Origin of the sequence: Methyloversatilis sp. MC4-4 (assembly GCF_049843555.1) — a bacterium.
Lineage (GTDB): Bacteria > Pseudomonadota > Gammaproteobacteria > Burkholderiales > Rhodocyclaceae > Methyloversatilis > Methyloversatilis discipulorum_B.
Map to the genome: position 1 here is coordinate 1,058,944 of NZ_JBBHZK010000001.1, position 24,707 is coordinate 1,083,650.

Sequence of the window (24,707 nt, forward strand, 5' to 3'; positions counted from 1 at the left end):
ATGCAACTGACTGAACTGCAGATGGGGCTGATCGCGCTCGGCGTGGTCGGTGTCGGTGCCGTGATCGGCTACAACCTGTGGCAGGAGCGGCGCCACCGCCGCACCGCCGAACGCGCGCTCGGCGACGCCCAGCCTGACGTGCTGATCGATCCGCTGCACCAGCCGTCGCGCCGGGTCGAACCAACGCTGGATTTCGACCTGAGCAGCGATCTCGGCAGCGACGTGGCGAGCGACACGCCGGTCGAGCCGGCGATCGATCTGCCGACCGATGAGCGGATGAGCGCCGCGGCCGACGACACCGTGCAGCTTGCCCCGCAGCGCGAGCCGGTGCTCAAGGCGGCGCCGGCCGACGACGCTGCACCGGCCTGGGCCGATGCCAAGGTTGAGGAAGTCATCGTCGTCGAACTGGAAGCGCCGATTGCGGCGACCGAATTCCAGCGCGCCTGGAGCGAGCTGACGCGTCAGGTCGACACCGGCCTGCGCCTGCGCGGCCGCGACGACCAGGCCGGCCGCTGGCTTGAATTGACGCCGGATACCGCCGGCAATCTGTCGCGCATCGAAATGGCGGTGCAGCTCGCCGATCGCCGCGGCCCGCTCAGCGAGGCTTCGCTGTCGGCGCTGGCGCACGCGCTGCAGGCCGTCGCCGACCGCTTCCTCGCCGTCGTGCATTTCCCCGACGCACGCGATCTGCTCACTCGTGCGCGTGAGCTCGACAGCTTCGCCGCGTCGGTCGACGTGCAGATCGGCCTCAACCTGGTGGCCGGTGAACACCCGATTTCCGGCACCAAGCTCCGTGGTCTGGCCGAAGCGCAGGGCTTCGCGCTCGATAACGGCCTGTTCCGCGCGCGCGACGATGCCGGCGCGACGATCTACACGCTAGGCAATCTCGACGCCGCCGAATTCATCGCCGAAACGATGAAGAACCTGCAGACGCCGGGCGTGACACTGCTGCTTGACGTGCCTACGGTCGCCGACGGCGCGCGCAATTTCGACCGCATGGTCACGATGGCCGAACAGTTCGCGCACGCGCTCGGCGCCCGTGTGGTCGATGACAACCGGCAGCCGCTGTCGCCCGCTTCGCTTGGCGTGATCCGCGGCAAGATCGCCGAATTCCAGACCCGCATGACGCAGTTCGGCGTTGCGCCGGGCAGCGCGTCGGCGCGCCGCCTGTTCAGCTGATGGACGCGGTTGTCCTTGCGCGCGCAGCCGAGCTGCGCGCGCAGATCACCCGTCACGACCGCCTCTACTACGAACTCGACGCTCCGGAAATTCCGGACGCGGAATACGACCGCCTGTTTCGTGAACTGCAGGCGCTGGAAGCCGAGTACCCGGCGCTGCGCACCGCGGATTCGCCGACGCAGCGCGTCGGCGGCAAGCCGCTCGACAGCTTCGCGCCGGTGCGACACGTCGTGCCCATGCTGTCCATCCGCACCGAAACCGATACCGAGGCGAGCGGCGCGCTGAACTTCGATGCCCGCGTAAGGCGCGAACTTGGACTGACCGAGGAGGCGCCGCCGGTCGACTATGCCGCCGAACTGAAGTTCGACGGCCTGGCCATCAATCTGCGCTATGAGAATGGCGTACTGGTGCTCGCAGCCACCCGGGGTGACGGCGAGACCGGCGAGGACGTGACGCAGAACGTGCGCACCATCCGCGATGTGCCCCTGGCGCTGACACCGCCTCCGACCACAGGCCAGCCCTCGCTGTTCGACGCGCCCGGCCTGCCCGAGGTGCTGGAAGTGCGCGGCGAGGTCTATATGCGGCGCGACGACTTCGACGCCTTCAATGCACGCGCCATCGAGGCGGGCGAAAAGACGCTGGTGAATCCGCGCAACGGCGCGGCCGGCAGCATCCGCCAGCTCGACCCGGCGATTGCGGCGAAGAGGCCCTTGTCCTTCTACGCCTATGGCCTCGGCGAAGTGCGTGGCTGGACGGTGCCCGACACCCATGCCGGCGTGCTCGACGCGCTGGCCGCCTTTGGCCTGCCGGTCAGCGAGCACCGCGCGGTGTGCAGCGGCGGCGAGGCGCTGGCCGTGTTCCACGCGCGCATCGCGGAGGCGCGGCCCACGCTGCCCTTCGACATCGACGGCGTGGTCTACAAGGTGAACAGCCTGGCCTTGCAGCAGCGCATGGGTTTCGTCACCCGCGAGCCGCGCTGGGCGGTGGCGCACAAGTACCTGGCGCAGGAAGCGCTGACCACGGTGCAGGACATCGAGGTGCAGGTCGGCCGCACCGGCAAGCTCACGCCGGTGGCGCGGCTGGCGCCGGTGTTCGTCGGTGGCGTCACGGTGACCAATGCGACGCTGCACAACGAATCGGAAATCCGGCGCAAGGACGTGCATGTCGGCGACACCGTCATCGTGCGCCGCGCAGGCGATGTCATACCCGAGGTCGTGTCGGTGCTGTCGGACAGACGGCCGGCGGATGCGCGGGCATTCTCGATGCCCAGCCACTGTCCGGTCTGCGGTTCGGACGTGGTGCGTGAAGAAGGCGAGGTCGATCATCGCTGCACCGGGGGCTTGTACTGTTCGGCGCAGCGCAAGCAGGCGCTGCTGCATTTCGCGCAGCGTCGCGCGATGGACATCGAAGGATTGGGTGACAAGCTGGTCGAGCAACTGGTGGATGGCGGACTGATCCGCAGCCTGCCTGACCTCTACCGGCTGGGCGTGCTCAAGCTGGCCGAGCTGGATCGCATGGCGGTGAAGTCGGCGGAGAACCTGGTGACCGCACTGGAACAGTCCAAGCGCACCACACTGGGGCGCTTCCTGTTCGGTCTGGGCATCCGCCACGTCGGCGAGGCGACCGCCAAGGATCTGGCGCGCCACCTCGGCAGCATGGATCGCATCATGGGCGCTTCGGTCGAGGAACTGGCCCAGGTGCCTGACGTCGGTCCGGTGGTCGCCGCCAGCATCCACACCTTCTTCGCGCAGCCGCACAACCGCGAGGTGGTCGAGCAGTTGCGCGCCTGCGGCATCGTCTGGGAAGAGGGCGAAGCACAGGTGGCGAGCGGTCCACTGGTCGGCAAGACAGTGGTGCTCACCGGCACGCTGCCCACGCTTTCGCGCGATCAGGCCAAGGACTTGCTTGAGGCTGCGGGTGCGAAAGTGGCCGGCAGCGTGTCGAAAAAGACCGATTTCGTGGTGGCTGGCACGGACGCCGGTTCCAAGCTCACAAAAGCGCAAGAACTGGGCATTAATATTCTCGATGAATCCGGGCTCATGTCGATGCTCGAGAAAAGGGAGCCATAGAACGATGAAATCCGTACGCAAAGCAGTCTTTCCCGTCGCCGGTCTGGGCAGCCGTTTCCTGCCCGCCACCAAGGCCAACCCGAAGGAAATGCTGCCGGTGGTCGACAAGCCGCTGATCCAGTACGCCGTCGAAGAAGCCGTGGCCGCCGGCTGCACCGACCTCATCTTCATCACCGGTCGCACCAAGCGCTCGATCGCCGACCATTTCGACAAGGCCTACGAGCTCGAACACGAACTCGAGATGAAGAAGAAGCATGACCTGCTGGCGCTGTGCAACACGGTGCCCAAGCATGTGAACTGCATCTACATCCGCCAGTCCGAGCCGCTCGGACTGGGCCACGCCGTGCTGTGCGCGGCGCCGGTCGTCGGTGACGAGCCGTTCGCCGTGCTGCTGGCCGACGACCTGATCGACGGCGAGCCGCCGATCCTGAAGCAGATGACCGACATCTTCGACCGCTTCGGCCGCTCCATCCTCGGCGTGCAGCAGGTGCCGCGCAGCCAGACCGGCAGCTACGGCATCGTCAGCACCGACGCCGACGTCGGCGGCCTGTACGGCGTGACCGGCATCGTCGAGAAGCCGAAGCCCGAAGTGGCGCCGTCTACGCTGGCCGTGGTCGGCCGTTACGTGCTGACGCCGCGCATTTTCGATCACCTGCGCGCGATCACGCCGGGCGCCGGCGGCGAACTGCAGCTGACCGACGCGATCGCCGCACTGCTGAAGGAAGAGGCGGTGCTGGCCTATCCGTTCAAGGGCACGCGCTACGACTGCGGCTCCAAGCTGGGCTATCTGCAGGCGACTGTCGCACTCGCACGCAAGCATCCTGAAGTCGGCGCAGCATTCACCGCCTGGATGGACGCGCAGGAAGTGTCGCGCGAAGAGATTTCGCGCGAAGCCGACGCAGCGTGAGTCGTCTGGCCGACGCGCAGGCACTGCTTGAAGGTGCCGACCTGATCTGCTCCGCTGCCGAAGTCGAGGCGGCGGTCGATCGGGTCGCGCAGGAAATCACGGCGGCGGTCGGCGACAGCTATCCGCTGCTGCTGTCGGTGATGGGCGGCGCTGTCGTGTTCACCGGCAACCTGCTGCCGAAACTCGCGTTTCCGCTGGACTTCGACTACCTGCACGTCACCCGCTACGGCGACGAGACCTCGGGGGGCGAGCTGCGCTGGATAAACGAGCCGCGCACGCCGCTGGTCGGGCGCACCGTTCTCGTACTCGACGACATCCTCGACGAAGGCATCACGCTGGCCGCGATCCGCCAGCACATCCTGTCCAAGGGTGCGACGCGCTGTCTGACCGCGGTGTTCTCGGACAAGCAGATCGGTCGCGCCAAGCCGATCACCGCCGACTTCACCGGGCTGGAACTGCCCAACCGCTACGTGTTCGGCTACGGCATGGACGTGCGCGGTGCGTGGCGCAATCTGCCGGCCATTTACGCGCTGAAGGAGTAGGGCGTGACGGACGCCGGAACCGACGCGCTGCCGGTCTTCCTCGATATCGAGGCGTCCGGCTTCGGTGCCGGCAGCTATCCGATCGAAGTGGGCTGCGTGCTGCCGGACGGGCGCACGCTGTGCTGTCTGGTGCGTCCGCCGGACGGGTGGCGGCACTGGGATGCCAGCGCCGAGTCCATCCACCACATCACGCGCGACGTGCTGATGCAGCACGGCCTGCCGGTCGAGGAAGTCGTGTGCCGGCTGGACGAGGCGCTGCGCGGGCGCGAGGTGTACAGCGATGCCTGGGGCAACGATTACGCTTGGCTGTCGCGCCTCTACGACGAGGCCGATCGCGTGCCGCGCTTTCATCTGCGCAGCCTGCGCGAGCTGCTGAACGAGGACGAGGCGGCGCGCTGGCACGGGGTCAAGCAGGCGGTGGCGGAAGAGCTGCACACCACGCGCCATCGCGCCAGCAACGACGCGCGCGTGCTGCAGACCACCTACGCGCGGCTGCGCGCACAGGCGGCGATCGAACGCCGCACCTGAAGCCGGTCGCTGGTCGATGCACACATGAAAAGAGCGCCCATGGGCGCTCTTTTCATTTCATTCGACGCTGCCCGGATATCAGGCTTCGTCGCGCGAGGCGCGCTTGCGCTCGTGTTCCTTCAGGTGACGCTTGCGCAGGCGGATGTTCTTCGGCGTGATCTCGACCAGCTCATCGTCGGCGATGAATTCGATCGCTGATTCCAGCGTCAGCGCGATCGGCGGAATCAGGCGCACGGCTTCGTCGGTGCCCGAGGCGCGCACGTTGGTGAGCTGCTTGCCCTTGATCGGGTTCACCACCAGATCGTTGTCGCGCGAGTGGATGCCGATGATCATGCCTTCGTACAGCACATCGCCCGGATTGACGAACATGCGGCCGCGGTCCTGCAGGTTCCACAGCGCGTAGGCGACTGCTTCGCCGTCGTTCTGCGAAATGAGCACGCCGTTGCGACGTTCCGACATGGCGCCGGCCATCGGGCCGTAGTCGTCGAACACGTGGCTTGCCAGACCGGTACCGCGGGTCAGCGTCAGGAATTCGCCCTGGAAGCCGATCAGGCCTCGCGCCGGGATGCGGTACTCGATACGCACGCGGCCCTTGCCGTCCGGCTGCATGTCCTGCATTTCGCCGCGGCGACGGCCCAGCTCTTCCATCACGCCGCCCTGGTGGGTCTCTTCGACGTCGACGGTGAGCATTTCGTACGGCTCGCACTTCACGCCGTCGATTTCCTTGAACACCACGCGCGGGCGGCCGACCGCCAGTTCGTAGCCTTCACGGCGCATGTTTTCCAGCAGGATGGTCAGGTGCAGTTCGCCGCGACCCGACACCAGGAACACGTCGGAGTCGTCGGTGTACTCGACGCGCAGCGCCACGTTCTTCAGCAGTTCCTTTTCGAGGCGCTCGCGAATCTGGCGGCTGGTGACGAACTTGCCTTCGCGACCGGCCAGCGGCGAGGCGTTCACCATGAAATTCATCGTCAGCGTCGGCTCGTCGACCGCGATCGGCTTCATCGGCTCGGGCGATTCCGGATCGCAGATGGTGACGCCGATGCCAACCTGCTCGATGCCGGACACCAGCACGATGTCGCCGGCACTGGCCGATTCCGCCTGCGTGCGATCCAGGCCCTTGAAGGTGAGGACCTGGCCGACCTTGGCCTTGCCGCGGCTTTCGTCGCCGTAATAGACGACGACTTCCTGGTTCGGCTTGATGCGGCCGCGCTTGATGCGGCCGATGCCGAGCTGGCCGATGTAGGTCGAGTAGTCGAGCGAACAGATCTGCAGCTGCAGCGGCGCGTCTTCATCGACTTCCGGCTGCGGCACGTGCTTCAGGATGGTCTCGAACAGCGGGCGCATGTCGGTGCCCGGCTTGTCGGCATCCAGCATGGCGAAGCCGTTCAGCGCCGAGGCGAACACGACCGGGAAATCCAGCTGTTCGTCGGTGGCACCCAGCTTGTCGAACAGGTCGAAGGTGTGGTTGATCACCCAGTCCGGACGGGCGCCCGGACGGTCGATCTTGTTCACGACGACGATGGGCTTCAGGCCCAGCGCGAGTGCCTTGCGGGTGACGAAGCGGGTCTGCGGCATCGGGCCTTCGACCGCGTCGACCAGCAGCAGCACGGAATCGACCATCGACAGCACGCGCTCGACCTCGCCGCCAAAGTCGGCGTGGCCCGGGGTGTCGACGATGTTGATGTGCGTGCCTTCGTATTCGATCGCGCAGTTCTTGGCGAGAATCGTGATGCCGCGTTCTTTTTCGATATCGCCGGAATCCATGACCCGCTCGGACACCTGCTGGTGCGATGCGAAGGTGCCGGATTGGCGCAGCAGCTGGTCAACCAGCGTGGTCTTGCCATGATCGACGTGCGCGATGATGGCGATGTTGCGTATGGAGCGGGACATGGGAATGGTGCGGCGCAAAAGATAAACACGCGAGTTTAGCACGCCAAGTTCGCAAGACGTCAGGTGCCCGGACGGAGGGCGTTCCGGCTGCTAGACTCGCCGGTCATCCAATCAGGAGTTCCGGAACGATGCTGGCCATCATTGGCGGAAGCGGGCTGACCCAGCTTGCCAACCTCGACGTCACGCGGCGCGAGGTCGTGCGTACCCCTTACGGCGAACCATCCGGTCCGCTCACCTTCGGCCGCCTCGGTGGCCACGAACTGGTGTTCATCGCCCGCCATGGCTACGGCCACACGATTCCGCCGCACCGCGTCAATTACCGCGCGAACATCTCGGCGCTGAAGAGCGTCGGCGTAGACAAGGTCGTATCGGTGGCGTCGGTCGGCGGCATCCGGCCCGACCTGGCGCCGGGCAGCCTGGTCGTGCCGGATCAGATCATCGACTACACCTGGGGCCGCCATTCGACCTTTTTCGACGGCCACGACGGACAGGTGAAGCATGTCGATTTCACCGAACCCTACGACAGCGCCCTGCGTGCTCGGCTGCTTGCCGCCGCGATGCTGGCCGGCGAGGCGGTAATCGACGGCGCCGTCTATGCAGCCACCCAGGGACCGCGTCTCGAAACCGCCGCCGAGATCAACCGTTTCGAGCGGGACGGCGCCGACGTCGTCGGCATGACCGGCATGCCGGAGGCGGTGCTGGCGCGCGAAGCCGGTCTGGCTTATGCGGCGCTCAATGTGGTGGTGAATCACGCGGCCGGTCGCGGCGATTCAGCGCACGGCATCCAGATGTCGGCCATCGAAGCCATGCTGCAGGAGGCGATGATGCGCGTGCGTCACCTGCTCGAGCGTTTGTGCCAGGAAGGAGTGTGCCCGTGATCCGCGACATCCTGCGCATGGGCGACCCGCGCCTGCTGCGCGTTTCGCTGCCGGTCGAGCGTTTCGACACGGCGGAGCTCGACGCACTGGTGACCGACCTGATGGACACCATGCAGGCGGCCAACGGCGCCGGCCTCGCGGCGCCGCAGATCGGCATCGACCTGCGCGTCGTCATCTTCGGCGGCTCGCCGTCCGTGCGCTATCCGGACGCGCCGGTCGTGCCTTTCACCGTGCTGGTCAATCCAGTGCTGACGCCGCTCGGCCACGACATGGAGGAGGGCTGGGAGGGCTGTCTGTCCGTGCCCGGCCTGCGCGGCGTCGTGCCGCGTTACAGCCGGCTGCACTACAGCGGTTTCGATCCGGCGGGCAAGTCGATCTCGCGCGAGGCGGAAGGTTTCCACGCGCGCGTCGTGCAGCATGAATGCGATCACCTCGACGGCATCCTCTACCCGATGCGGGTGCGTGACTTCAGCCGCTTCGGCTACACCGACGTGCTGTTCCCGGGCGTCGAGGATGGAGACGACTGACGGCGTCTGAGCGGGCGCTGCTATCGTGAACCGAGGGCCCTTCTCGCCCCGGCAAAAGCCCGTATCGAAGTCTGTAGATGGCCATCGCCGTGTCGCGGCCAAGGCCGCTCCCACAGGAGATGCGCCCGACCCACAGTCTGAGTCCGGGCCAGGGTTCTGTGGGAGGGGTCTTCTGACCCCGACGGGGCCGGCGATCGACAACGACCGGTCATTCGAAGGCCGAAGTCGCGGTCGGACGATTCTTGTTTACAGGCTGCTGGTGACGGAGGCCCCGGCTGTGCGCGCCGCGATCCAGGCTTCCAGTTCGGCCGCCGGCAGCGGTTTGCTGAACAGGAAGCCCTGTACGCATTCACAGCCCAGGTTGCCGAGAAAGGCATACTGCGCGTCGGTTTCCACCCCTTCGGCGATCACCGTCAGACCGAGGTTGTGCGCCAGGCTGATGGTGGCTGCACAGATCGCGGCGTCGTCTGGATCGTTCTCGATGTCCTTGACGAAGGAACGATCGATCTTCAGCCGCTGCAAGGGCATGAGCTTCAGGTGGCTCAGCGACGAATAGCCGGTGCCGAAGTCGTCGATCGCCAGTTCGAGGCCCAGTTCGCGCAGCTGGGCCAGCATGCGCAGCGTGTTGTCGGCGTCCTCCATGGCGACGCTCTCGGTAATCTCCAGTTCGAGGTCGCCCGGCTTCAGGTCGTACTTCAGTACGACGTCCTTCACCTGCCGCAGCAGATTCTTCGAGCGCAGCTGTCGCGCCGACAGGTTGACGGCGATCCGCATCTGCAGGCCCATGGCGCGCCAGACACTGAGCTGGCGACAGGCTTCCTGCAGTATCCATTCGCCGAGGCGGATGATGAGATCGCTTTCCTCGGCAATCGGAATGAACTTGTTCGGCGGAACCAGACCGCGCTCCGGGTGCTCCCAGCGCACCAGCACCTCGACCCCCATCAGCCGACCGCTGCCGGTTTCGATCTGCGGCTGGTAGTGCAACACGAACTGCCGCTTGGCAATCGCCTGGTGCAGGCTGCTCTGCAGCGTCAGCCGTTCGCTGGCGTTGGCCGACATGCTGTCGTTGAAGAACTGGTAATTGTTCCGGCCGGCAGCCTTGGCGTGATACATCGCGCTGTCGACATTGCGCAGCAGGTCATCCACCGTTTCGCCGTCGTTCGGAAAGACGCCGATGCCGACGCTGGGCGTCGAGTGCAGCTGGTAGGCCTCGACGGCGTAGGGCGCAGACAGGGCGGCGACGATCTTCTCGGCCACAGCAGCCGCGGTCAGTGTGGTCACCATGTCGGTCACCAGGACGACGAATTCGTCGCCACCGAGGCGTGCCACGACGTCGCTCTGTCGCACGCAGCGCTGCAGACGCTTGCCCACCTCGACCAGCAACGCGTCGCCGACATGATGGCCCAGCGTGTCGTTGATGTCCTTGAAGTGGTCCATGTCTATCATCAGCACCGCAAACAGTGTGCTGTGCCGGCGCGCATGCGCCATCACCTGTTCCATGCGCAGCTGCAGCGACAGACGATTGGGCAGACCGGTCAGCATGTCGTGGTGCGCGAGGTGGTGGATCTTCCTTTCAGCCTCCCTGCGCTCGCTGATGTCGGCAAAGGAATGCACGTAGTGAGCGATGCGTCCGCCCGGTTCACGGACCGGATAGATGCTGAGCGACTTCGGATAGCTTTCGCCGCTGGCGCGCTGGTCGTCGAGTTCGCCCCGCCAGTAGCCGTCGCGTTCGAGCTGATCGGCGAATTCTCTGCGCGATTCCTCGCTGTACGGACAGCTGACCACCGCCGACGCGGGTCGTCCGCTGGCCGCGCTCTCGTCGATGCCGGTCAGTGCGCTGAACGCCGGATTCACGGTGACGACGCGTCCGCGCGCATCGGTGACCATGATGGCTTCGTTCAGACTGTCGATCACGCTGGCTGCGAGCGACAGTTCGGCGTCGCGCATCTGCAACCGGCGCAACTGCAGCTGTCGAAGATAGAGCAGGGCGGCAATGGCCAGCGACACGGCGGCGCCGGCCCCCCAGATGCCGAGCACGCGCGCGCTGCCGTAGCCGTTCTGCCAGCCGCCTGCCGGGACGGCGGCCAGTTGCCAGCGCGCGTTGTCGGGCAGTACGACGTCGACCAGTACTGGTGTCTGGTCGAACAACGCCGCGTCGCCATGGAAGACCTCGCCCGCCGCGCCCAGCCCGTCGCGACCGCGCAGCGCGTAACGCAGGTCGCCGCGCTCAGGCAGGAGACCGCTGGCTTCGAGCAGTGAATCGAAGCGCAGCACGACGGCAACCAAGCCCCAGTAACGTTCGGGCTGTCCGTTTCGCGCCGGAAGATAGACCGGAAAGCGGTTGATCAGCCCGACGCCGCCCTGCACCAGTTCGAGCGGGCCGGCGAGTACGAAGCGGCGGGACTTCATCATCTGCACGACCGCGTCACGTTGCGACGGCGTATCGAGATAGTTCAGACCGATTGCGCGTTCGTTGCCGGCGAGCGGATAGACCTCGCGCACCACGTTGTCCGGCGCCACCGAAATGTTCCGCAGATGGCGGCCGTAGGCCAGCATGCGTTCTGCGACGCGATCGAAGGAAGCGCGGTCGAAGTCCGGATTGGCGGCGATGAAACTGACCAGACCGAGCGACAGGTGGGCGGCGCTGTTGACCTCGCTCTCCAGCCGCGCCCGCACCTGTCCGGCCTGCGCCGTCACGGCGCTGCGCTCTCGCTGATGCAGTTCCGCCGCCTCGTTGCCTGCGATGTAGGCGGTGAGTGCCAGACCCGCCAGCAGCGCCACCAGTGCAACGATCAGTGGTCGCGCGCGGTCGGTCATCGTGAAGGGTGCGGGTTCGTCGCGGGTCAGGCTCAAGGCTGGGTTCCGTCCTCGTCGGGGATGCCCGGGTGCGTCGGCATCGACAGTATGTCCGGAAACCTGCGCGGCGCAGCGGGCACTGCGTCGCGCCCGTCATACCGTGCTCAGGAAACGGCCAGTTCTCCCAGCAGTTCCTGCTCCAGCCGGATCAAGGTCGTACTGTTGTCCAGTTCCTCGCCCGAGATCAGGAACACGTCCTCGGCGCGCTCACCGAGCGTCGTGATCTTGGCGGTGTGCAGGCGGATCGCGTGTGCCGCCAGCACGCGCGCCACCGAGTAGAGCAGGCCGGGTCGGTCGGCCGCAGTGACGTGCATGATGTGGTGCTGCTTGCGCTCGTCCGGCTTGATGACGATTTCCGGCGTGATCGGGAAATGCTTCACCTCGCGCGACAGCCGCCCGGCGATCGGCTGCTCGGCCGGCAGTTGCGCCTGCAGGCGCTCGACCAGGCCGGTTTCGATCAGCGCGATCATGTCGCGCGAATTGAGGTGGCCGTTCGGGTCGAGCAGCACGAAGCTGTCGAGCGCATGGCCGTCGGTCGTGGTGTGGATCTTGGCGTCGGCGATGCTGTATCCCAAGCGGCCGAAGAAGCCGCACAGACGCACGAACAGGTCGAGTTGGTCCGGCGCATACACCATCACCTGCAGGCCGTCGCCGACCTGGTTCGGCCGCGCCTTGACGACCGGCACCGTCGCATCGACCTGGAAATACAGCATGCGCGTGTGCCAGGCGATTTCGTCTGGGTCGTGGCGCATGAAATACACGGTGTCCAGGCGTGACCAGAAAGCCTGCTCCACGCCTTCGCGCAGTCCGAAGTAGCGCAGCAGACTGCGCGCTTCCTCCTGCCGGTCACCGCTGCCGGGTGCGTGGGCGCCGTCCCCCTGCAGCACGCGCAGGGTCGAGAAGTAGAGGTCTTCCAGCAGCTTGCCGCGCCAGGCATTCCACACCTTGGGACTGGTGCCGCGGATGTCGGCGTGGGTCAGGATGTAGAGCGCGGTCAGGCGACGTTCGCTCTTCACCACGCGCGCGAAGTCGCGGATCACGTCCGGATCGGACAGATCCTGCTTCTGCGCCACCGAGGACATCGACAGGTGGTGCTCGACCAGGAACACGACCAGATCGGTGTCGGCAGTGCTCAGGCCGTGCTGGCGGCAGAACAGGCGTGCATCGCGCATGCCGAGCTGCGAATGATCGCCGCCGCGGCCCTTCGCGATGTCGTGGAACAGCGCCGACAGGTAGAGCAGCCAGCGCCGCTCGAAGCCGGTGATCAGGCGCGACAGCAGCGGATACTCGTGCGCATGCTCCGACATGGTGAAGCGGCGCACGTTGCGCATCACCTGCAGGATGTGCTGATCGACCGTATAGACGTGAAACAGGTCGTGCTGCATCTGGCCGACGATGCGGCCGAAGGCGGGCAGGTAGCGGCCGAGGATGCCGTACTGGTTCATCCGGCGGATTTCATGCACCAGCCCGCGCGTCTGCTGGAACAGGGACAGGAAGAGGGCGCGATTCTTCGGGTCGCGGCGGAATTTGGCGTCGATCAGCCGGCGCGCACGCCACAGGCCGCGCAGCGTACGCGCGGTCATGCCCTTCAGTTCGCTGTGCCGCTGCAGCAGCGTGAAGCACTCAAGCAGTGCACTCGGCTCGCGCTCGAACACCTGTTCATCGACCACGTCCAGCAGTTCGCGGCTGGACTGGAAGCGTTCGTTGATCGGCAGCACTGCCGCCTCGTCGGCCGGGAACAGCGCAGCCGAAATGTTCTGCAGCAGGATGGTGTTCAGCTGGGTGATGGTCTTCGCGCTTCGGTAATAGCGCTGCATGAACACTTCGGAGGCGCGCCGCGTCGGTGTGGCAGCAAGGCCGAAGGCGGCGGCCATTGCCTCCTGGTGATCGAAGATCAGACGATCCTCGCGCCGGCGCGCGATCAGGTGCAGCCGTACCCGGGTGTCACGCATGAAGCGCTCGACGCGTGCGAGCTGACGTGCTTCCTCGGCAGTGATCAGGCCGCGCGCGGCCAGTTCGGCCCAGCTGCTGCCCAGCTTGCTGGCGCGCGCGATCCACTGGATCACCTGCAGGTCGCGCAGGCCGCCGGGGCTTTCCTTGCAGTTGGGTTCCAGACTGTAGGGCGTTTCCTGGTAGCGCTGGTGGCGTTCGTCCTGCTCCAGTCGCTTGGCCTTGAAGAAGGCGCCGGGGTCGCGCTGCGCCTCCAGCGTGCTGCTCAGTTCGCGGAACAGCCTGCGCGAACCGGCGAGCAGGCGTGCTTCGAGCAGCGTGGTTTCGACCGTGATATCGCGCGCCGCTTCATCGACGCACTGTCCGACCGAGCGCACGCTGTGACCGATGTCCAGACCGATGTCCCACAGCAGTCCGACCAGATGTTCGAGCTTGGCCTCGATGTCAGCCGACACCTCGCTTGGCGTCAGGAAGAGCACATCGACGTCGGACGCCGGATACAGCTCGCCGCGCCCGTAACCGCCGACGGCGATCAGCGCCGCGGTGCGCGGCAGTCCGACCGCTGCCCACAGCCGCCGCAGCGCGTTGTCGACGGCGCGGGCGCGCGCCGCGAGCATGCGGCTGCTGTTGCCGTCCTGTTCGAAACGCGTGCGGAATTCGAGCTGGCTGGCCGCCAGTTCGCTGCGCAGTGCGCCGGCGAGCTGGCGCAGCGCGTCGGAATCGGCCGGACCGTTCACCGCTCAGGCGGCCCGGGCAGTGTCGCCGCTCAGCGCCGGCGGCGGGCTGCCGGCCGACACGGTCAGCACCTCGTAACCGTCGGCGGTGACCAGCACCGTGTGCTCCCATTGCGCGGACAGGCTGCGGTCGCGGGTGACGATGGTCCAGCCGTCCGGCAGTTCCGACACGGCGGCGCGGCCGGCGTTGATCATCGGCTCGATGGTGAAGATCATGCCTTCCTTCAGCTCCATGCCGGTGCCCGGCTTGCCGTAGTGCAGCACCTGCGGCTCTTCGTGGAATTTCCGGCCGATGCCGTGACCGCAGAATTCGCGCACGACGGAGAAGCCGTTGTTCTCGGCGTGGCGCTGGATGGCGTGGCCGATGTCGCCCAGTCGGGCGCCCGGCTTCACCTTGGAAATGCCCAGCCACAGGCATTCGTAGGTGATCAGGCACAGACGTGCCGCCTGCTTGGTCGTCTCGCCGCCGACGATGAACATGCGGCTGGTGTCGCCGTGGAAGCCGTCCTTGATGACGGTGATGTCCAGATTGACGATGTCGCCCTTCTTCAGGGCACGGTCGGCCGGTACGCCGTGGCACACGACGTGGTTGACCGAGGTGCAGATCGACTTCGGATAGGGGCTGTAGCCGGGCGGCGCGTAATTGAGCGGCGCCGGGATGGTCTGCTGCACGTTCACCATGTATTCATGGCACAGGCGGTCGAGCTCGGCCGTCGTGACGCCCGGCTGCACGTGGGGCTCGATGTAGTCGAGCACTTCCGACGCCAGTCTGCACGCGACGCGCATGCTCTCGATTTCTTCCGCTGTCTTGATGGTGACGCTCATGAAAAGGCTCTGTAAGGGTGTTCCGAGGGACAGCAGGTTAGCGGAAGCGGTTCCGGGCGGCAAACTGCTGTCATCCGGCCGACTTGAGTTTGTTGCATTGCGGCTGCTAGAATCGCAGGCTGTCTGATTTCAGTACCCGATGGCGGGTGCGTCAGACAAATCCACACGCCCGGTGTCGCCGCATATGTATACGGTGACTGAACCGATAGGGTGCGCAGCCGGAACACTGGCTGTGAACACGGCCGGGCGGAGGTCAAACCCTGTTCGGAGTAATCTCGAATGTCCGTATCCATGCGCGAAATGCTGGAGGCGGGTGTCCATTTCGGACACCAGACCCGCTTCTGGAACCCCAAGATGGCCCCCTTCATTTTCGGCCATCGCAATAAGATTCACATCATCAACCTGGAAAAGACCGTCGCCAAGTACAACGACGCGATGGCCTTCATCCGCCGCATGTCCGCCAACAAGGGCACCATCCTGATGGTTGGCACCAAGCGCCAGGCCCGCGAAATCGTGGCCGAAGAGGCGCAACGCGCCGGCGTGCCCTATGTCGATGAGCGCTGGCTCGGTGGCATGCTGACCAACTTCAAGACGCTGAAGCTGTCGGTCAAGCGCCTGAAGGACCTGGAAGCCATGGTCGAAGACGGTTCGATGGAACGCATGCCGAAGAAGGAAGCCCTGGTGCTGCAGCGCGAGCTGGTCAAGCTGCAGAAGAGCATCGGCGGCATCAAGGACATGGGCGGTCTGCCGGACGCGCTGTTCGTGATCGACGTCGGCTATCACAAGATCGCCATCACCGAAGCCAACAAGCTGGGCATCCCGGTCGTGGCCGTGGTCGATACCAACCACTCGCCGCTGGGCGTCGATTACGTCATTCCGGGCAATGACGATTCGAGCCGCGCGATCCGCCTGTACGCGTCCGGCGTCGCCGACGCGATCCTGGAAGGCCGCAACAGCGCCGCCCAGGACCTGGTGGCGCAGCTGAAGTCCGACGACGAGTTCGTCGAGGTCGAAGGCGAAGGCGAAGCCCAGGCCTGATCGATTGCCGCGGGCGCCCAGGCGCCCGCGATTGTTTTACCGATTCGAACTTATAGGCAGGAATGAGCATGGCGGAAATCACCGCAGGTATGGTCAAGGAGCTGCGCGAAAAGACCGACGCTCCGATGATGGAATGCAAGAAGGCGCTGACCGAAGCGGGCGGCGACCTGGCGAAGGCCGAAGAAATCCTCCGCGTGAAGCTGGGCAACAAGGCGAGCAAGGCCGCCGCCCGCGTGACCGCCGAGGGTGTGGTGGGTCTGTTCCTGTCGGCCGACGGCAAGACTGCCGCGATGGTCGAAGTGAACTGCGAAACCGACTTCGTGGCCAAGAACGACGACTTCCTGGCGCTGGTCAATGGCGCCGCCAAGCTGGTCGCCGACAACAACCCGGCCGACGTGGCCGCGCTGTCGGCGCTGCCGTTCGGCGAAGGCACGATCGAATCGACCCGCGCCGCACTGGTTGGCAAGATCGGCGAGAACATGTCGATCCGCCGCTTCGTGCGCGTGCAGGCTGAAGGCAAGGTCGCCAGCTACGTGCATGGCGGCTCGAAGATCGGCGTGCTGGTCGATGTCGTCGGCGGTGACGACGCGATGGCCAAGGACCTGGCGATGCACATCGCCGCGTCGAAGCCGAAGTCGCTGGATTCGACCGGCGTGTCGGCCGACCTGATCGAAGCCGAACGTCGCGTTGCGATCGAGAAGGCGCGCGAAGCCGGCAAGCCGGAAGAGATGATCGCCAAGATCGCCGAAGGCTCGGTGCAGAAGTACCTGAAGGAAGTCACCCTGCTGGGTCAGGTCTTCGTCAAGGCCGAAGACGGCAAGCAGACCATCGAACAGCTGCTGAAGGCGAAGTCGGCGAAGATCGCCTCCTTCACGCTTTACGTGGTCGGCGAAGGCATCGAGAAGAAGACCACCGACTTCGCAGCCGAAGTCGCCGCCCAGGCTGCCGCAGCAGCGGCCGCCAAGGCCTGAGCCCGGGAGCCTGCATGACTGTTGCCTATCGCCGCATCCTTCTGAAGCTGTCGGGCGAAGCCCTCATGGGCGACGACGACTACGGCATCAGCCGCGACATGCTTGCACGCATCGTCGCTGAAGTTGCCGAGATCCGCGCCTTGGGCGTGGAAGTGGGCGTCGTGATCGGCGGAGGCAACATCTTCCGCGGCGTGGCGGGCGGCGCGGCCGGTATGGACCGCGCCACCGCCGACTACATGGGCATGCTGGCCACCGTGATGAACGCGCTGGCGTTGGGCGACGCGATGCGTCAGGCCGGCGTCGCCGCGCGCGTGCAGTCCGCGCTCAGCATCGAGCCCGTGGTCGAGTTCTATATCCGCGGCAAGGCGATCCGCTACCTCGAAGAGGGCAAGGTCGTCATCTTTGCCGCCGGCACCGGCAACCCCTTCTTCACCACCGACACCGCAGCTGCGCTGCGCGGTCGCGAGATCGAAGCCGAAATCGTGCTGAAGGCGACCAAGGTCGATGGCGTCTACAGCGCCGATCCGATGAAGGACAAGAGCGCCACGCGCTACGACCGCATCAGCTTCGACGAGGCCATCAGCCGCGATCTGAAGGTGATGGACGCCACCGCGCTCGCGCTGTGCCGCGACCAGCAACTGCCGATCAAGGTGTTCAGCATCTTCAAGGCGGGCGCGCTCAAGCGTGTCGTGATGGGCGAAGACGAAGGCACGCTGGTCCATATATAGTGGTGCAGGGGCCGTTGGCCCCTTTGCTCTAGCGGCCGCGCCCTCGCGGCCGTCCCTTCCAACAAGAGGCGACGTCATGATCCCCGAGTTGAAGAAAACCACCGAACAGAAGATGCAGAAAACGCTGGAGTCGCTCAAGGCCGACTTCGGCAAGGTGCGTACCGGTCGTGCGCACACCGGCATCCTCGACCACATCCAGGTCGATTACTACGGCTCCATGGTGCCGCTGTCGCAGGTCGCCAACGTGACGCTGATCGACGCGCGCGCCATCGGCGTGCAGCCGTGGGAAAAGAAGATGCTGTCGGTCGTCGAGAAGGCGATCCGCGATTCCGACCTCGGCCTGAACCCGTCGGCCATGGGCGATATCGTGCGCGTGCCGATGCCGCCGCTGACCGAAGAGCGCCGCAAGGAGCTGATCAAGGTCGTCCGTGGCGAAGCCGAGAATGCGCGCGTGGCCGTGCGCAATCTGCGTCGTGACGCCAACAACGCGCTGAAGGAAGCCGTCAAGGAAAAGGAAATTTCCGAGGACGACGAGCGCCGCGCGCAGGACGACGTACAGAAGCTGACCGACCGCTACATCGCCGAGGTCGACAAGCAACTGGCGCAAAAAGAGCAAGACCTGATGGCCGTCTGAAGCCAGGCACCGGATCTTGTCTTCCAGCACCGGCTCGTCCGCAGTCCCGCGACACATCGCCATCATCATGGATGGCAATGGCCGCTGGGCGCGCCGCCGTTTCATGCCGCGCGTCGCCGGCCACCGCAAGGGTGTCGAGGCGGTGCGCGCGGTGGTCAAGCGCTGCGCCGAGCGCGGCGTCGGCTATCTGACGCTGTTCGCCTTCAGTTCCGAGAACTGGCGGCGGCCGGCCGAGGAAGTCAATTTCCTGATGCAGCTGTTCGTGCGGGCGCTGGAGGACGAAGTCGTCCGCCTGCACGAGAACGGCATCCGTTTGCGCGTGGTCGGCGACCTGGGCCGTTTCGAACCGCGTCTGGTCGAATTGATACGCAATGCCGAGGCGCTGACCGAAGGCAATACCGGCCTCAATCTGACCATCGCCGCCAACTACGGCGGCCGCTGGGACATCCTGCAGGCGGTCGAGCGCATGCTGAAGGCGCACCCCGAGCGGCGCGACGGCTTCACCGAACAGGAACTGGCGCCGCATCTGTCGATGGCTTACGCGCCCGAGCCCGATCTGTTCATCCGCACCGGTGGCGAACAGCGCATCAGCAATTTCCTGCTCTGGCAACTGGCCTACACCGAACTCTATTTCACCGACAGCCTGTGGCCCGAATTCAATGGTGCGGCCATAGACGAGGCCATCACGTCCTACCAGCAGCGGGAACGTCGCTTCGGCCGAACCAGCGAACAGGTCCAGTCAGCGGCCGCAGCCGGCCAGCATGCTTAAGCAGCGCGTACTGACGGCCATCGTCCTGCTGGCCGGACTGTCGGCTGCACTGTGGGGCATGGATCTGGCCGCATGGGGCTGGCTGGTCGCCGCGATACTGGGTTTCGCCGGCTGGGAGTGGGCGCGCCTGATCGGTTTCGCGCCGCTGGGCGCGCGCGTCGCGGGCGTGCTCACCTTCGCCGTGGTCGGTTTCTGCGCACAACGCTCCTTCGACGCGCAGGGCGTTGTCGCCGACGCGGCGCCCGCGCTGTCCGCGCTGCATGCACTGGCCATCCTGTTCTGGCTGCTGGTCGTGCCGTTCTGGATGTCGCGCGGCGCGCGCCCGGCGCAGCCCTGGCTTGTTCTGACCGGCGTTCTCGTGCTGTTGCCGCCGGCGCTGGCGCTGATACAGCTGCGCGCCATCGGCGTGCTGCCGCTGCTGCTGCTGATGGCGGTCGTCTGGATCGCCGACATCGCCGCCTATTTCACCGGCAAGGCCTTCGGCCGCCACAAGCTGGCACCGTCGATCAGCCCCGGCAAGACCTGGGAGGGCGCAGCCGGTGCCGTCGTCGCCGTCCAGCTGTACGGCCTCGCCATCAAGCCGGCGCTGTTCGACACGGCGCAGATGCCCTCTGCGCCGTTCTGGGCGGGGATGCTGCTGTTGCTGACCGCGGTGAGCATCGTCGGCGACCTGTTCGAATCGATGATGAAGCGTCAGGCCGGCATGAAGGACAGCAGCCAGCTGCTGCCCGGCCATGGTGGCGTGCTCGACCGCGTCGACAGCCTGACGGCCACCTTGCCGCTGATAGGCTTCTATCTGCTCAACCTGATACCCGGAGCGTCGAACTGATGCGCAGACTGACCGTACTGGGCGCGACCGGCTCGATCGGCGTCAGCACGCTGGACGTCGTCGCGCGCCATCCGGACCGTTTCGAGATCGTCGCGCTGTCCGGCCATCGCCAGATCGACCGCCTGGCCGAACAGTGCATCGCCTTCGCGCCGCGCATCGCCGTGGTGGCCGACGCCGACGCCGCCGTCGTGTTGCGCGAGCGCCTGACCGGTCGGGTGCCGACCGAAGTCATGCACGGCGTCGAGGCGCTGGAAATGGTCGCTGCGCTGCCCGAGGTCGATACCGTGATGGCGGCTATCGTCGGCGCCGCCGGCCTGCGCCCGGCTTTGGCGGCCGCGCGCGCCGGCAAGCGCATTCTGCTGGCGAACAAGGAAAGCCTGGTAATGAGCGGCGACCTGTTCATGCGCGAGGTGTCTGCTCACGGCGCGACGCTGCTGCCCATCGACAGCGAGCACAACGCAGTCTTCCAGTGCATGCCGGCCAAGGGGCGCGAGGGCGTGCGCCGCATCCTGCTGACCGCGTCGGGCGGTCCGTTCCGCCGTACGCCGATCGCCGATCTGGCGAACGTGACGCCGGAACAGGCCTGCGCCCACCCGAACTGGGACATGGGCCGCAAGATTTCGGTCGATTCGGCCACCATGATGAACAAGGGCCTCGAAGTGATCGAGGCGCGCTGGCTGTTCGATACGCCGGCCGAGCGCATCGACGTGGTGATCCACCCGCAGAGTATCGTGCATTCGATGGTCGAGTACGTCGACGGCTCGGTGCTGGCGCAGATGGGCAATCCGGACATGCGCACACCGATCGCGCACGCGCTGGCCTGGCCGGAGCGGATCGAGTCCGGCGTCGGCGTGCTTGACCTGGCGGCGGCGGCCGATCTGGTGTTCGAGCGCCCGGATCTCGACCGTTTTCCCTGCCTCAAGCTGGCTTTCGACGCACTGCGCGCCGGCGCGGGCACGCCGGCCGTGCTCAATGCGGCGAACGAAGTCGCGGTTGCCGCTTTCCTGGAACATCGGCTCGGTTTCCGTGCCATAGCCGATGTGATTGCCGCCACCCTCGACACCCTTCCCGATCAGCCGTCGAGCACGCTCGACGAAGTGTTCGCCGCCGATGCTGCGGCGCGCGAGGTCGCACGGCGCCAGATCGGGGCGCGCGCTTGAATCCGCTGTTCTACCTGGCGGCCTTCGCGCTGGCGCTGGGCATCCTGATTACCGTGCACGAACTGGGTCACTACAGCGTGGCGCGGCTGTGTGGCGTCAAGGTGCTGCGTTTTTCCGTCGGCTTCGGCCGTCCGCTGTGGATGCGCCGCTACGGCCCGGACAACACCGAGTGGGCGTTGTCGGTGTTTCCGCTCGGCGGCTACGTCAAGATGCTCGACGAGCGCGAAGGCGAAGTGGCCGAGCACGAACGCCACCGCGCCTTCAACCGGCAGACTGTGGGGCGCCGTTTCGCCATCGTGTCGGCCGGACCGATCGCCAATTTCCTGCTCGCCATCGTCGTCTATTGGGGCCTGTTCATCTACGGCATGGAAGAGCCGCGTGCGCTGCTGGCGGCGCCCGCGACGGGCACCCCGGCGGCGGTGGCCGGCGTCACGGACGGCGAGCAGGTGCGTGCCGTCGATGGCAAACCGATCGCGTCGGCGCAGGACCTGCGCTGGCACGTCGCCCGCGCAGCGGTCGAGGGCCGTTCGCTGGTGCTGGAAACGGTCAACGACCGGGCGGAAATCAATACGCGGCGAATCGACCTGTCGGGCATCGGCAGCGATGTCGACGCGACGCTGATGGAGCGGGTGGGCCTGCTGCCGTTCCGGCCGCGTGTCGCGACGGTGGTCGGCAGCGTGGGCGAGGGCAGCGCGGCGGATAAGGCGGGCATGCGCGAAGGCGACCGCGTGCTGTCCATCAACGGACAGGCGGTCGACGACTGGGCGGCCATGGTGCAGCAGGTGCGCGAACTGGGCGGTCGGACCGTCGACGTGGTGGTGCTGCGCGACGGCGCCGAGGCCGTGCTGCGCGCCGAAGTCGCCACGGTGGAGGAGGGCGGACAGCGTTTCGGCCGCCTGGGCATCGGCCCCGAACCCGATCCGACCCTGCGCGAGCGGCTGTTCGTCGAAGTGCGGCATGGCGTCGGCGAATCGCTGCTGCTGGCGGTCGGCCAGACCTGGGACACCGCGCTGTTCAGCCTCAAGGCCTTCGGCCGCATGATTACCGGCGAACTGTCGTGGAAGAACCTGAGCGGGCCGGTCACCATCGCCGACTACGCGGGTCAGTCGGCGGCCATGGGGCTGACCCACTACATCAAGTTCATCGCGCTGATCAGCATCAGTCTGGGCGTGCTCAACCTGCTGCCCATCCCGCTGCTGGACGGTGGGCACTTGATGTACTATACGATCGAATTTTTCAAGGGCGGTCCGGTTCCGGAGCGGGTCATGGAAATCGGGCAACAGGTCGGCCTCGCCATCCTGCTGATGCTCATGGCGTTCGCCTTCTACAACGATATCAATCGCCTTTTCGGTTGACTACCGACTGAATTCCCCACTTCCCCCAATGCGCAAGTTTCTCCTGCCCGCCCTGATCGCGGGACTGCTGTCGGCTCATGCCCACGCCTTCGAGCCTTTCGTCGTCCGCGACATTCGCGTCGAGGGAATTCAGCGGACCGAAGCCGGCACGGTGTTCAACTATCTGCCAGTGCGCGTCGGCGAGAGCTTCACCGAGGACAAGGCGGCCGAGGCCATCAAGGCGCTGTTCGCGACCGGCTTCTTCAAGGACGTGCGCATCGAGGTCGAGGGCGACGTGCTGGTGGTGGTGATCGAGGAGCGTCCGGCCATCGCCTCGCTCGACTTCACCGGCATGAAGGAATTCGACAAGGAAGCGATCAAGAAGGGTCTGCGTGACGTGGGCCTGGCCGAGTCGCGCATCTTCGACCGCGCCGTGCTGGAGCGCGCCGAGCAGGAACTGAAGCGACAGTACCTGTCGCGCGGCCGTTATTCGGTCGAGGTCAAGACCACCGTGACGCCGCTTGAGCGCAACCGCGTGGCGATCAACTTCCAGGTCGATGAAGGCGAGGTCGCCAAGATCCGTCAGATCAACATCGTCGGTGCCAGTGCCTTCAAGGAGAAGGACCTGCTGAAGATGATCACGCTGACCACGCCGAACTGGCTCACCTGGTACACGAAGAACGACCAGTATTCGCGCCAGAAGCTCAGCGCCGACGTGGAAACGCTGCGCAGCTGGTACCTCGATCGCGGCTACCTCGAATTCAACGTCGATTCGACCCAGGTGTCGATCACGCCGGACAAGCAGGACATCTACATCACCATTTCGATCACCGAGGGCAAGAAATACACGGTGTCCGGTGTGAAGCTGTCGGGCGATCTGCTGCTGCCGGAAGAGGAACTGCGCAAGCTGGTGAAGCTGAAGCCGGGCGACGAGTTCTCGCGTAAGAACCTGACCGACACCACCAAGGCGATCAATGACCGCCTCGGCAACGAAGGCTATGCCTTCGCCAACGTCAATGCGGTGCCGGAACCGGACAAGGACAAGCAGACTGTCTCGTTCACCGTGTTCGTTGATCCGGGCCGCCGCGTCTATGTGCGCCGGGTGAACGTGCTGGGCAACAGCAAGACGGCCGACCAGGTCATCCGCCGCGAATTCCGCCAGATGGAAGGCGCCTGGTACGACGGCGAGAAGATCAACCGTTCGCGTACCCGCGTCGACCGCCTCGGCTACTTCGATGCGGCCACGGTGGAGACGCCTGCCGTGCCCGGCACCACCGACCAGGTCGACGTGAACCTGACGGTGAAGGAAAAGCCGACCGGCAACCTGATGTTCGGTGCCGGCTTCTCCAGCTCGGAAAGCCTGATCCTGTCGACCTCAATTTCGCAGCAGAACCTGTTCGGCAGCGGCAAGTCGATGTCGCTGAGCCTGAACAGCGGCAGCATCAACAAGACCTACGCGCTGTCCTTCACCGATCCGTACTACACGCCGGACGGCATTTCGCGCGGCTTCGACGTTTATCTGCGCAACGTCGACCCGACCCGTCTGCGCATCGGCAACTACCGTACGTCGTCGGTCGGCGCCGGCCTGCGCTGGGGTTTCCCGATCCGCGAGGACGACCGCATCAACTTCGGTCTGGCGGTCGATCAGACCTCGATCGACACCTTCTCCGACAGCCCGCAGCGCTACAAGAACTTCGTCAATGAATTCGGCGACACCAACAACTCGCTGGTGAGCACGATAGGCTGGGCACGCGACACACGCGACAGCTTCATCTACCCGACGAAGGGCTCGATCCAGCGTGTGAACGGCGAAATCGCGATTCCGCCCGGCGGCCTGCGCTACATGAAGGCCTCCTACCAGCACCAGACCTATTTCCCGCTGTGGGGCAACTTCGTGCTGATGCTCAATGGCGAACTGGGTTATGGTCGCGGTTACGGCGACAAGCCGCTGCCGTTCTACAAGAACTTCTACGTTGGCGGCATCGGCTCGGTGCGCGGCTTTGAAACCGCGTCGATCGGCCAGCGTGACCGCGATGGCAACGGCAACCTGCTGCGCACCACCATTGGCGGTGACCGCCGGCTGGTGATGAACGCCGAGGTGCTTTTCCCCTTCCCCGGCATGGGGCAGGACAAGTCGCTGCGTCTGGGCACCTTCGTCGATGCGGGTAACGTCTGGGCCGATGGCCAGAGCCTGAGTCTGGGCGATATGCGTTATAGTGCCGGCCTTTCCGTGGCGTGGAGTTCGCCCATGGGACCGCTGAAGTTCAGCATTGCACAGCCCCTGAACAAGGATCCGCTCGATCGTCTCCAGCGCTTCCAGTTCCAGATGGGCAATGTGTTCTGATCAAGAAGAGCT

20 protein-coding genes are annotated in these 24,707 nt (G+C 65.7%); 16 read left to right on the forward strand and 4 right to left on the reverse strand.

Annotation, left to right across the window (positions count from 1 at the left end; all coding sequences use genetic code 11):
• The 5 genes from WDZ97_RS04790 to WDZ97_RS04810 are packed head-to-tail and all read left to right on the forward strand — an operon-like array spanning position 1 to position 5,225.
• A complete protein-coding gene (locus WDZ97_RS04790; RefSeq protein ID WP_425761961.1) occupies positions 1 to 1,179 on the forward strand; it encodes a cell division protein ZipA C-terminal FtsZ-binding domain-containing protein in 1,179 nt (392 codons plus the stop codon).
• Positions 1,179 to 3,248 (forward strand): NAD-dependent DNA ligase LigA, encoded by a 2,070-nt coding sequence (gene ligA, locus WDZ97_RS04795; protein ID WP_425761962.1) that lies wholly within the window; start codon positions 1,179 to 1,181, stop codon positions 3,246 to 3,248. Before WDZ97_RS04790 ends, ligA begins: the two co-directional genes overlap by 1 nt.
• Positions 3,249 to 3,252: 4 nt before the next feature.
• Positions 3,253 to 4,155 (forward strand): UTP--glucose-1-phosphate uridylyltransferase GalU, encoded by a 903-nt coding sequence (galU, locus tag WDZ97_RS04800; RefSeq protein WP_020164771.1) that lies wholly within the window; start codon positions 3,253 to 3,255, stop codon positions 4,153 to 4,155.
• The gene (locus WDZ97_RS04805) at positions 4,152 to 4,697 is read left to right on the forward strand and encodes a hypoxanthine-guanine phosphoribosyltransferase (RefSeq protein ID WP_304031300.1); all 546 of its coding nucleotides are present in this window, start codon (positions 4,152 to 4,154) and stop codon (positions 4,695 to 4,697) included. Before galU ends, WDZ97_RS04805 begins: the two co-directional genes overlap by 4 nt.
• Before the next feature lie 3 nt (positions 4,698 to 4,700).
• Positions 4,701 to 5,225 (forward strand): hypothetical protein, encoded by a 525-nt coding sequence (locus WDZ97_RS04810; protein ID WP_425761963.1) that lies wholly within the window; start codon positions 4,701 to 4,703, stop codon positions 5,223 to 5,225.
• 78 nt (positions 5,226 to 5,303) lie between these two features.
• Here the strand turns inward: WDZ97_RS04810 and typA are convergent, their stop codons facing one another.
• Positions 5,304 to 7,118 (reverse strand): translational GTPase TypA, encoded by a 1,815-nt coding sequence (gene typA, locus WDZ97_RS04815; RefSeq protein ID WP_020164768.1) that lies wholly within the window; start codon positions 7,116 to 7,118, stop codon positions 5,304 to 5,306.
• A 128-nt stretch (positions 7,119 to 7,246) separates the two neighbouring features.
• On the opposite strand from typA, the gene WDZ97_RS04820 reads away from it, so the two are divergent.
• Positions 7,247 to 7,996, forward strand: coding sequence for an S-methyl-5'-thioinosine phosphorylase (locus WDZ97_RS04820; RefSeq protein WP_425761964.1), 750 nt, complete (start codon positions 7,247 to 7,249; stop codon positions 7,994 to 7,996).
• Positions 7,993 to 8,523 (forward strand): peptide deformylase, encoded by a 531-nt coding sequence (def, locus tag WDZ97_RS04825; protein ID WP_425761965.1) that lies wholly within the window; start codon positions 7,993 to 7,995, stop codon positions 8,521 to 8,523. Before WDZ97_RS04820 ends, def begins: the two co-directional genes overlap by 4 nt.
• Before the next feature lie 246 nt (positions 8,524 to 8,769).
• Here def and WDZ97_RS04830 read toward each other — a convergent pair whose 3' ends face one another.
• The 3 genes from WDZ97_RS04830 to map all read right to left on the reverse strand — a co-directional run bounded on the left by WDZ97_RS04830 (position 8,770) and on the right by map (position 14,888).
• Positions 8,770 to 11,376 (reverse strand): bifunctional diguanylate cyclase/phosphodiesterase, encoded by a 2,607-nt coding sequence (locus WDZ97_RS04830; RefSeq protein WP_425761966.1) that lies wholly within the window; start codon positions 11,374 to 11,376, stop codon positions 8,770 to 8,772.
• A 107-nt stretch (positions 11,377 to 11,483) separates the two neighbouring features.
• Positions 11,484 to 14,066, reverse strand: a complete 2,583-nt coding sequence (locus WDZ97_RS04835; RefSeq protein ID WP_425761967.1) for a [protein-PII] uridylyltransferase — start codon at positions 14,064 to 14,066, stop codon at positions 11,484 to 11,486.
• 3 nt (positions 14,067 to 14,069) lie between these two features.
• Complete coding sequence (map, locus tag WDZ97_RS04840; protein ID WP_019918202.1) at positions 14,070 to 14,888, reverse strand: type I methionyl aminopeptidase; 819 nt, start codon at positions 14,886 to 14,888, stop codon at positions 14,070 to 14,072.
• Between the two features lie 279 nt (positions 14,889 to 15,167).
• Between map and rpsB the strand changes: the two genes are divergently transcribed.
• The 9 genes from rpsB (at position 15,168) to bamA (ending at position 24,695) form a co-directional block, all read left to right on the forward strand.
• The gene (gene rpsB, locus WDZ97_RS04845) at positions 15,168 to 15,926 is read left to right on the forward strand and encodes a 30S ribosomal protein S2 (protein WP_020164763.1); all 759 of its coding nucleotides are present in this window, start codon (positions 15,168 to 15,170) and stop codon (positions 15,924 to 15,926) included.
• A gap of 68 nt (positions 15,927 to 15,994) precedes the next feature.
• Entirely contained in the window at positions 15,995 to 16,897 is a 903-nt protein-coding gene (gene tsf, locus WDZ97_RS04850) for a translation elongation factor Ts (RefSeq protein WP_304001035.1), read from the forward strand.
• A 14-nt stretch (positions 16,898 to 16,911) separates the two neighbouring features.
• Entirely contained in the window at positions 16,912 to 17,625 is a 714-nt protein-coding gene (gene pyrH / locus WDZ97_RS04855) for a UMP kinase (protein WP_020164761.1), read from the forward strand.
• 76 nt (positions 17,626 to 17,701) lie between these two features.
• The gene (frr, locus tag WDZ97_RS04860) at positions 17,702 to 18,259 is read left to right on the forward strand and encodes a ribosome recycling factor (protein ID WP_304001036.1); all 558 of its coding nucleotides are present in this window, start codon (positions 17,702 to 17,704) and stop codon (positions 18,257 to 18,259) included.
• Between the two features lie 67 nt (positions 18,260 to 18,326).
• A complete protein-coding gene (gene uppS, locus WDZ97_RS04865) occupies positions 18,327 to 19,028 on the forward strand; it encodes a polyprenyl diphosphate synthase (protein ID WP_425762252.1) in 702 nt (233 codons plus the stop codon).
• Complete coding sequence (locus WDZ97_RS04870) at positions 19,021 to 19,857, forward strand: phosphatidate cytidylyltransferase (protein WP_425761968.1); 837 nt, start codon at positions 19,021 to 19,023, stop codon at positions 19,855 to 19,857. The genes uppS and WDZ97_RS04870 overlap by 8 nt, the downstream gene beginning before the upstream one ends.
• Positions 19,857 to 21,017 carry a 1-deoxy-D-xylulose-5-phosphate reductoisomerase gene (ispC, locus tag WDZ97_RS04875; RefSeq protein ID WP_425761969.1) on the forward strand — a complete coding sequence of 387 codons (1,161 nt, stop codon included), beginning with the start codon at positions 19,857 to 19,859 and terminating at the stop codon, positions 21,015 to 21,017. Before WDZ97_RS04870 ends, ispC begins: the two co-directional genes overlap by 1 nt.
• A complete protein-coding gene (gene rseP, locus WDZ97_RS04880) occupies positions 21,014 to 22,372 on the forward strand; it encodes an RIP metalloprotease RseP (RefSeq protein ID WP_425761970.1) in 1,359 nt (452 codons plus the stop codon). The genes ispC and rseP overlap by 4 nt, the downstream gene beginning before the upstream one ends.
• Before the next feature lie 28 nt (positions 22,373 to 22,400).
• On the forward strand, positions 22,401 to 24,695 hold the full coding sequence (bamA, locus tag WDZ97_RS04885; protein ID WP_425761971.1) for an outer membrane protein assembly factor BamA: 2,295 nt from the start codon (positions 22,401 to 22,403) through the stop codon (positions 24,693 to 24,695).
• Positions 24,696 to 24,707: the final 12 nt, after the last annotated feature.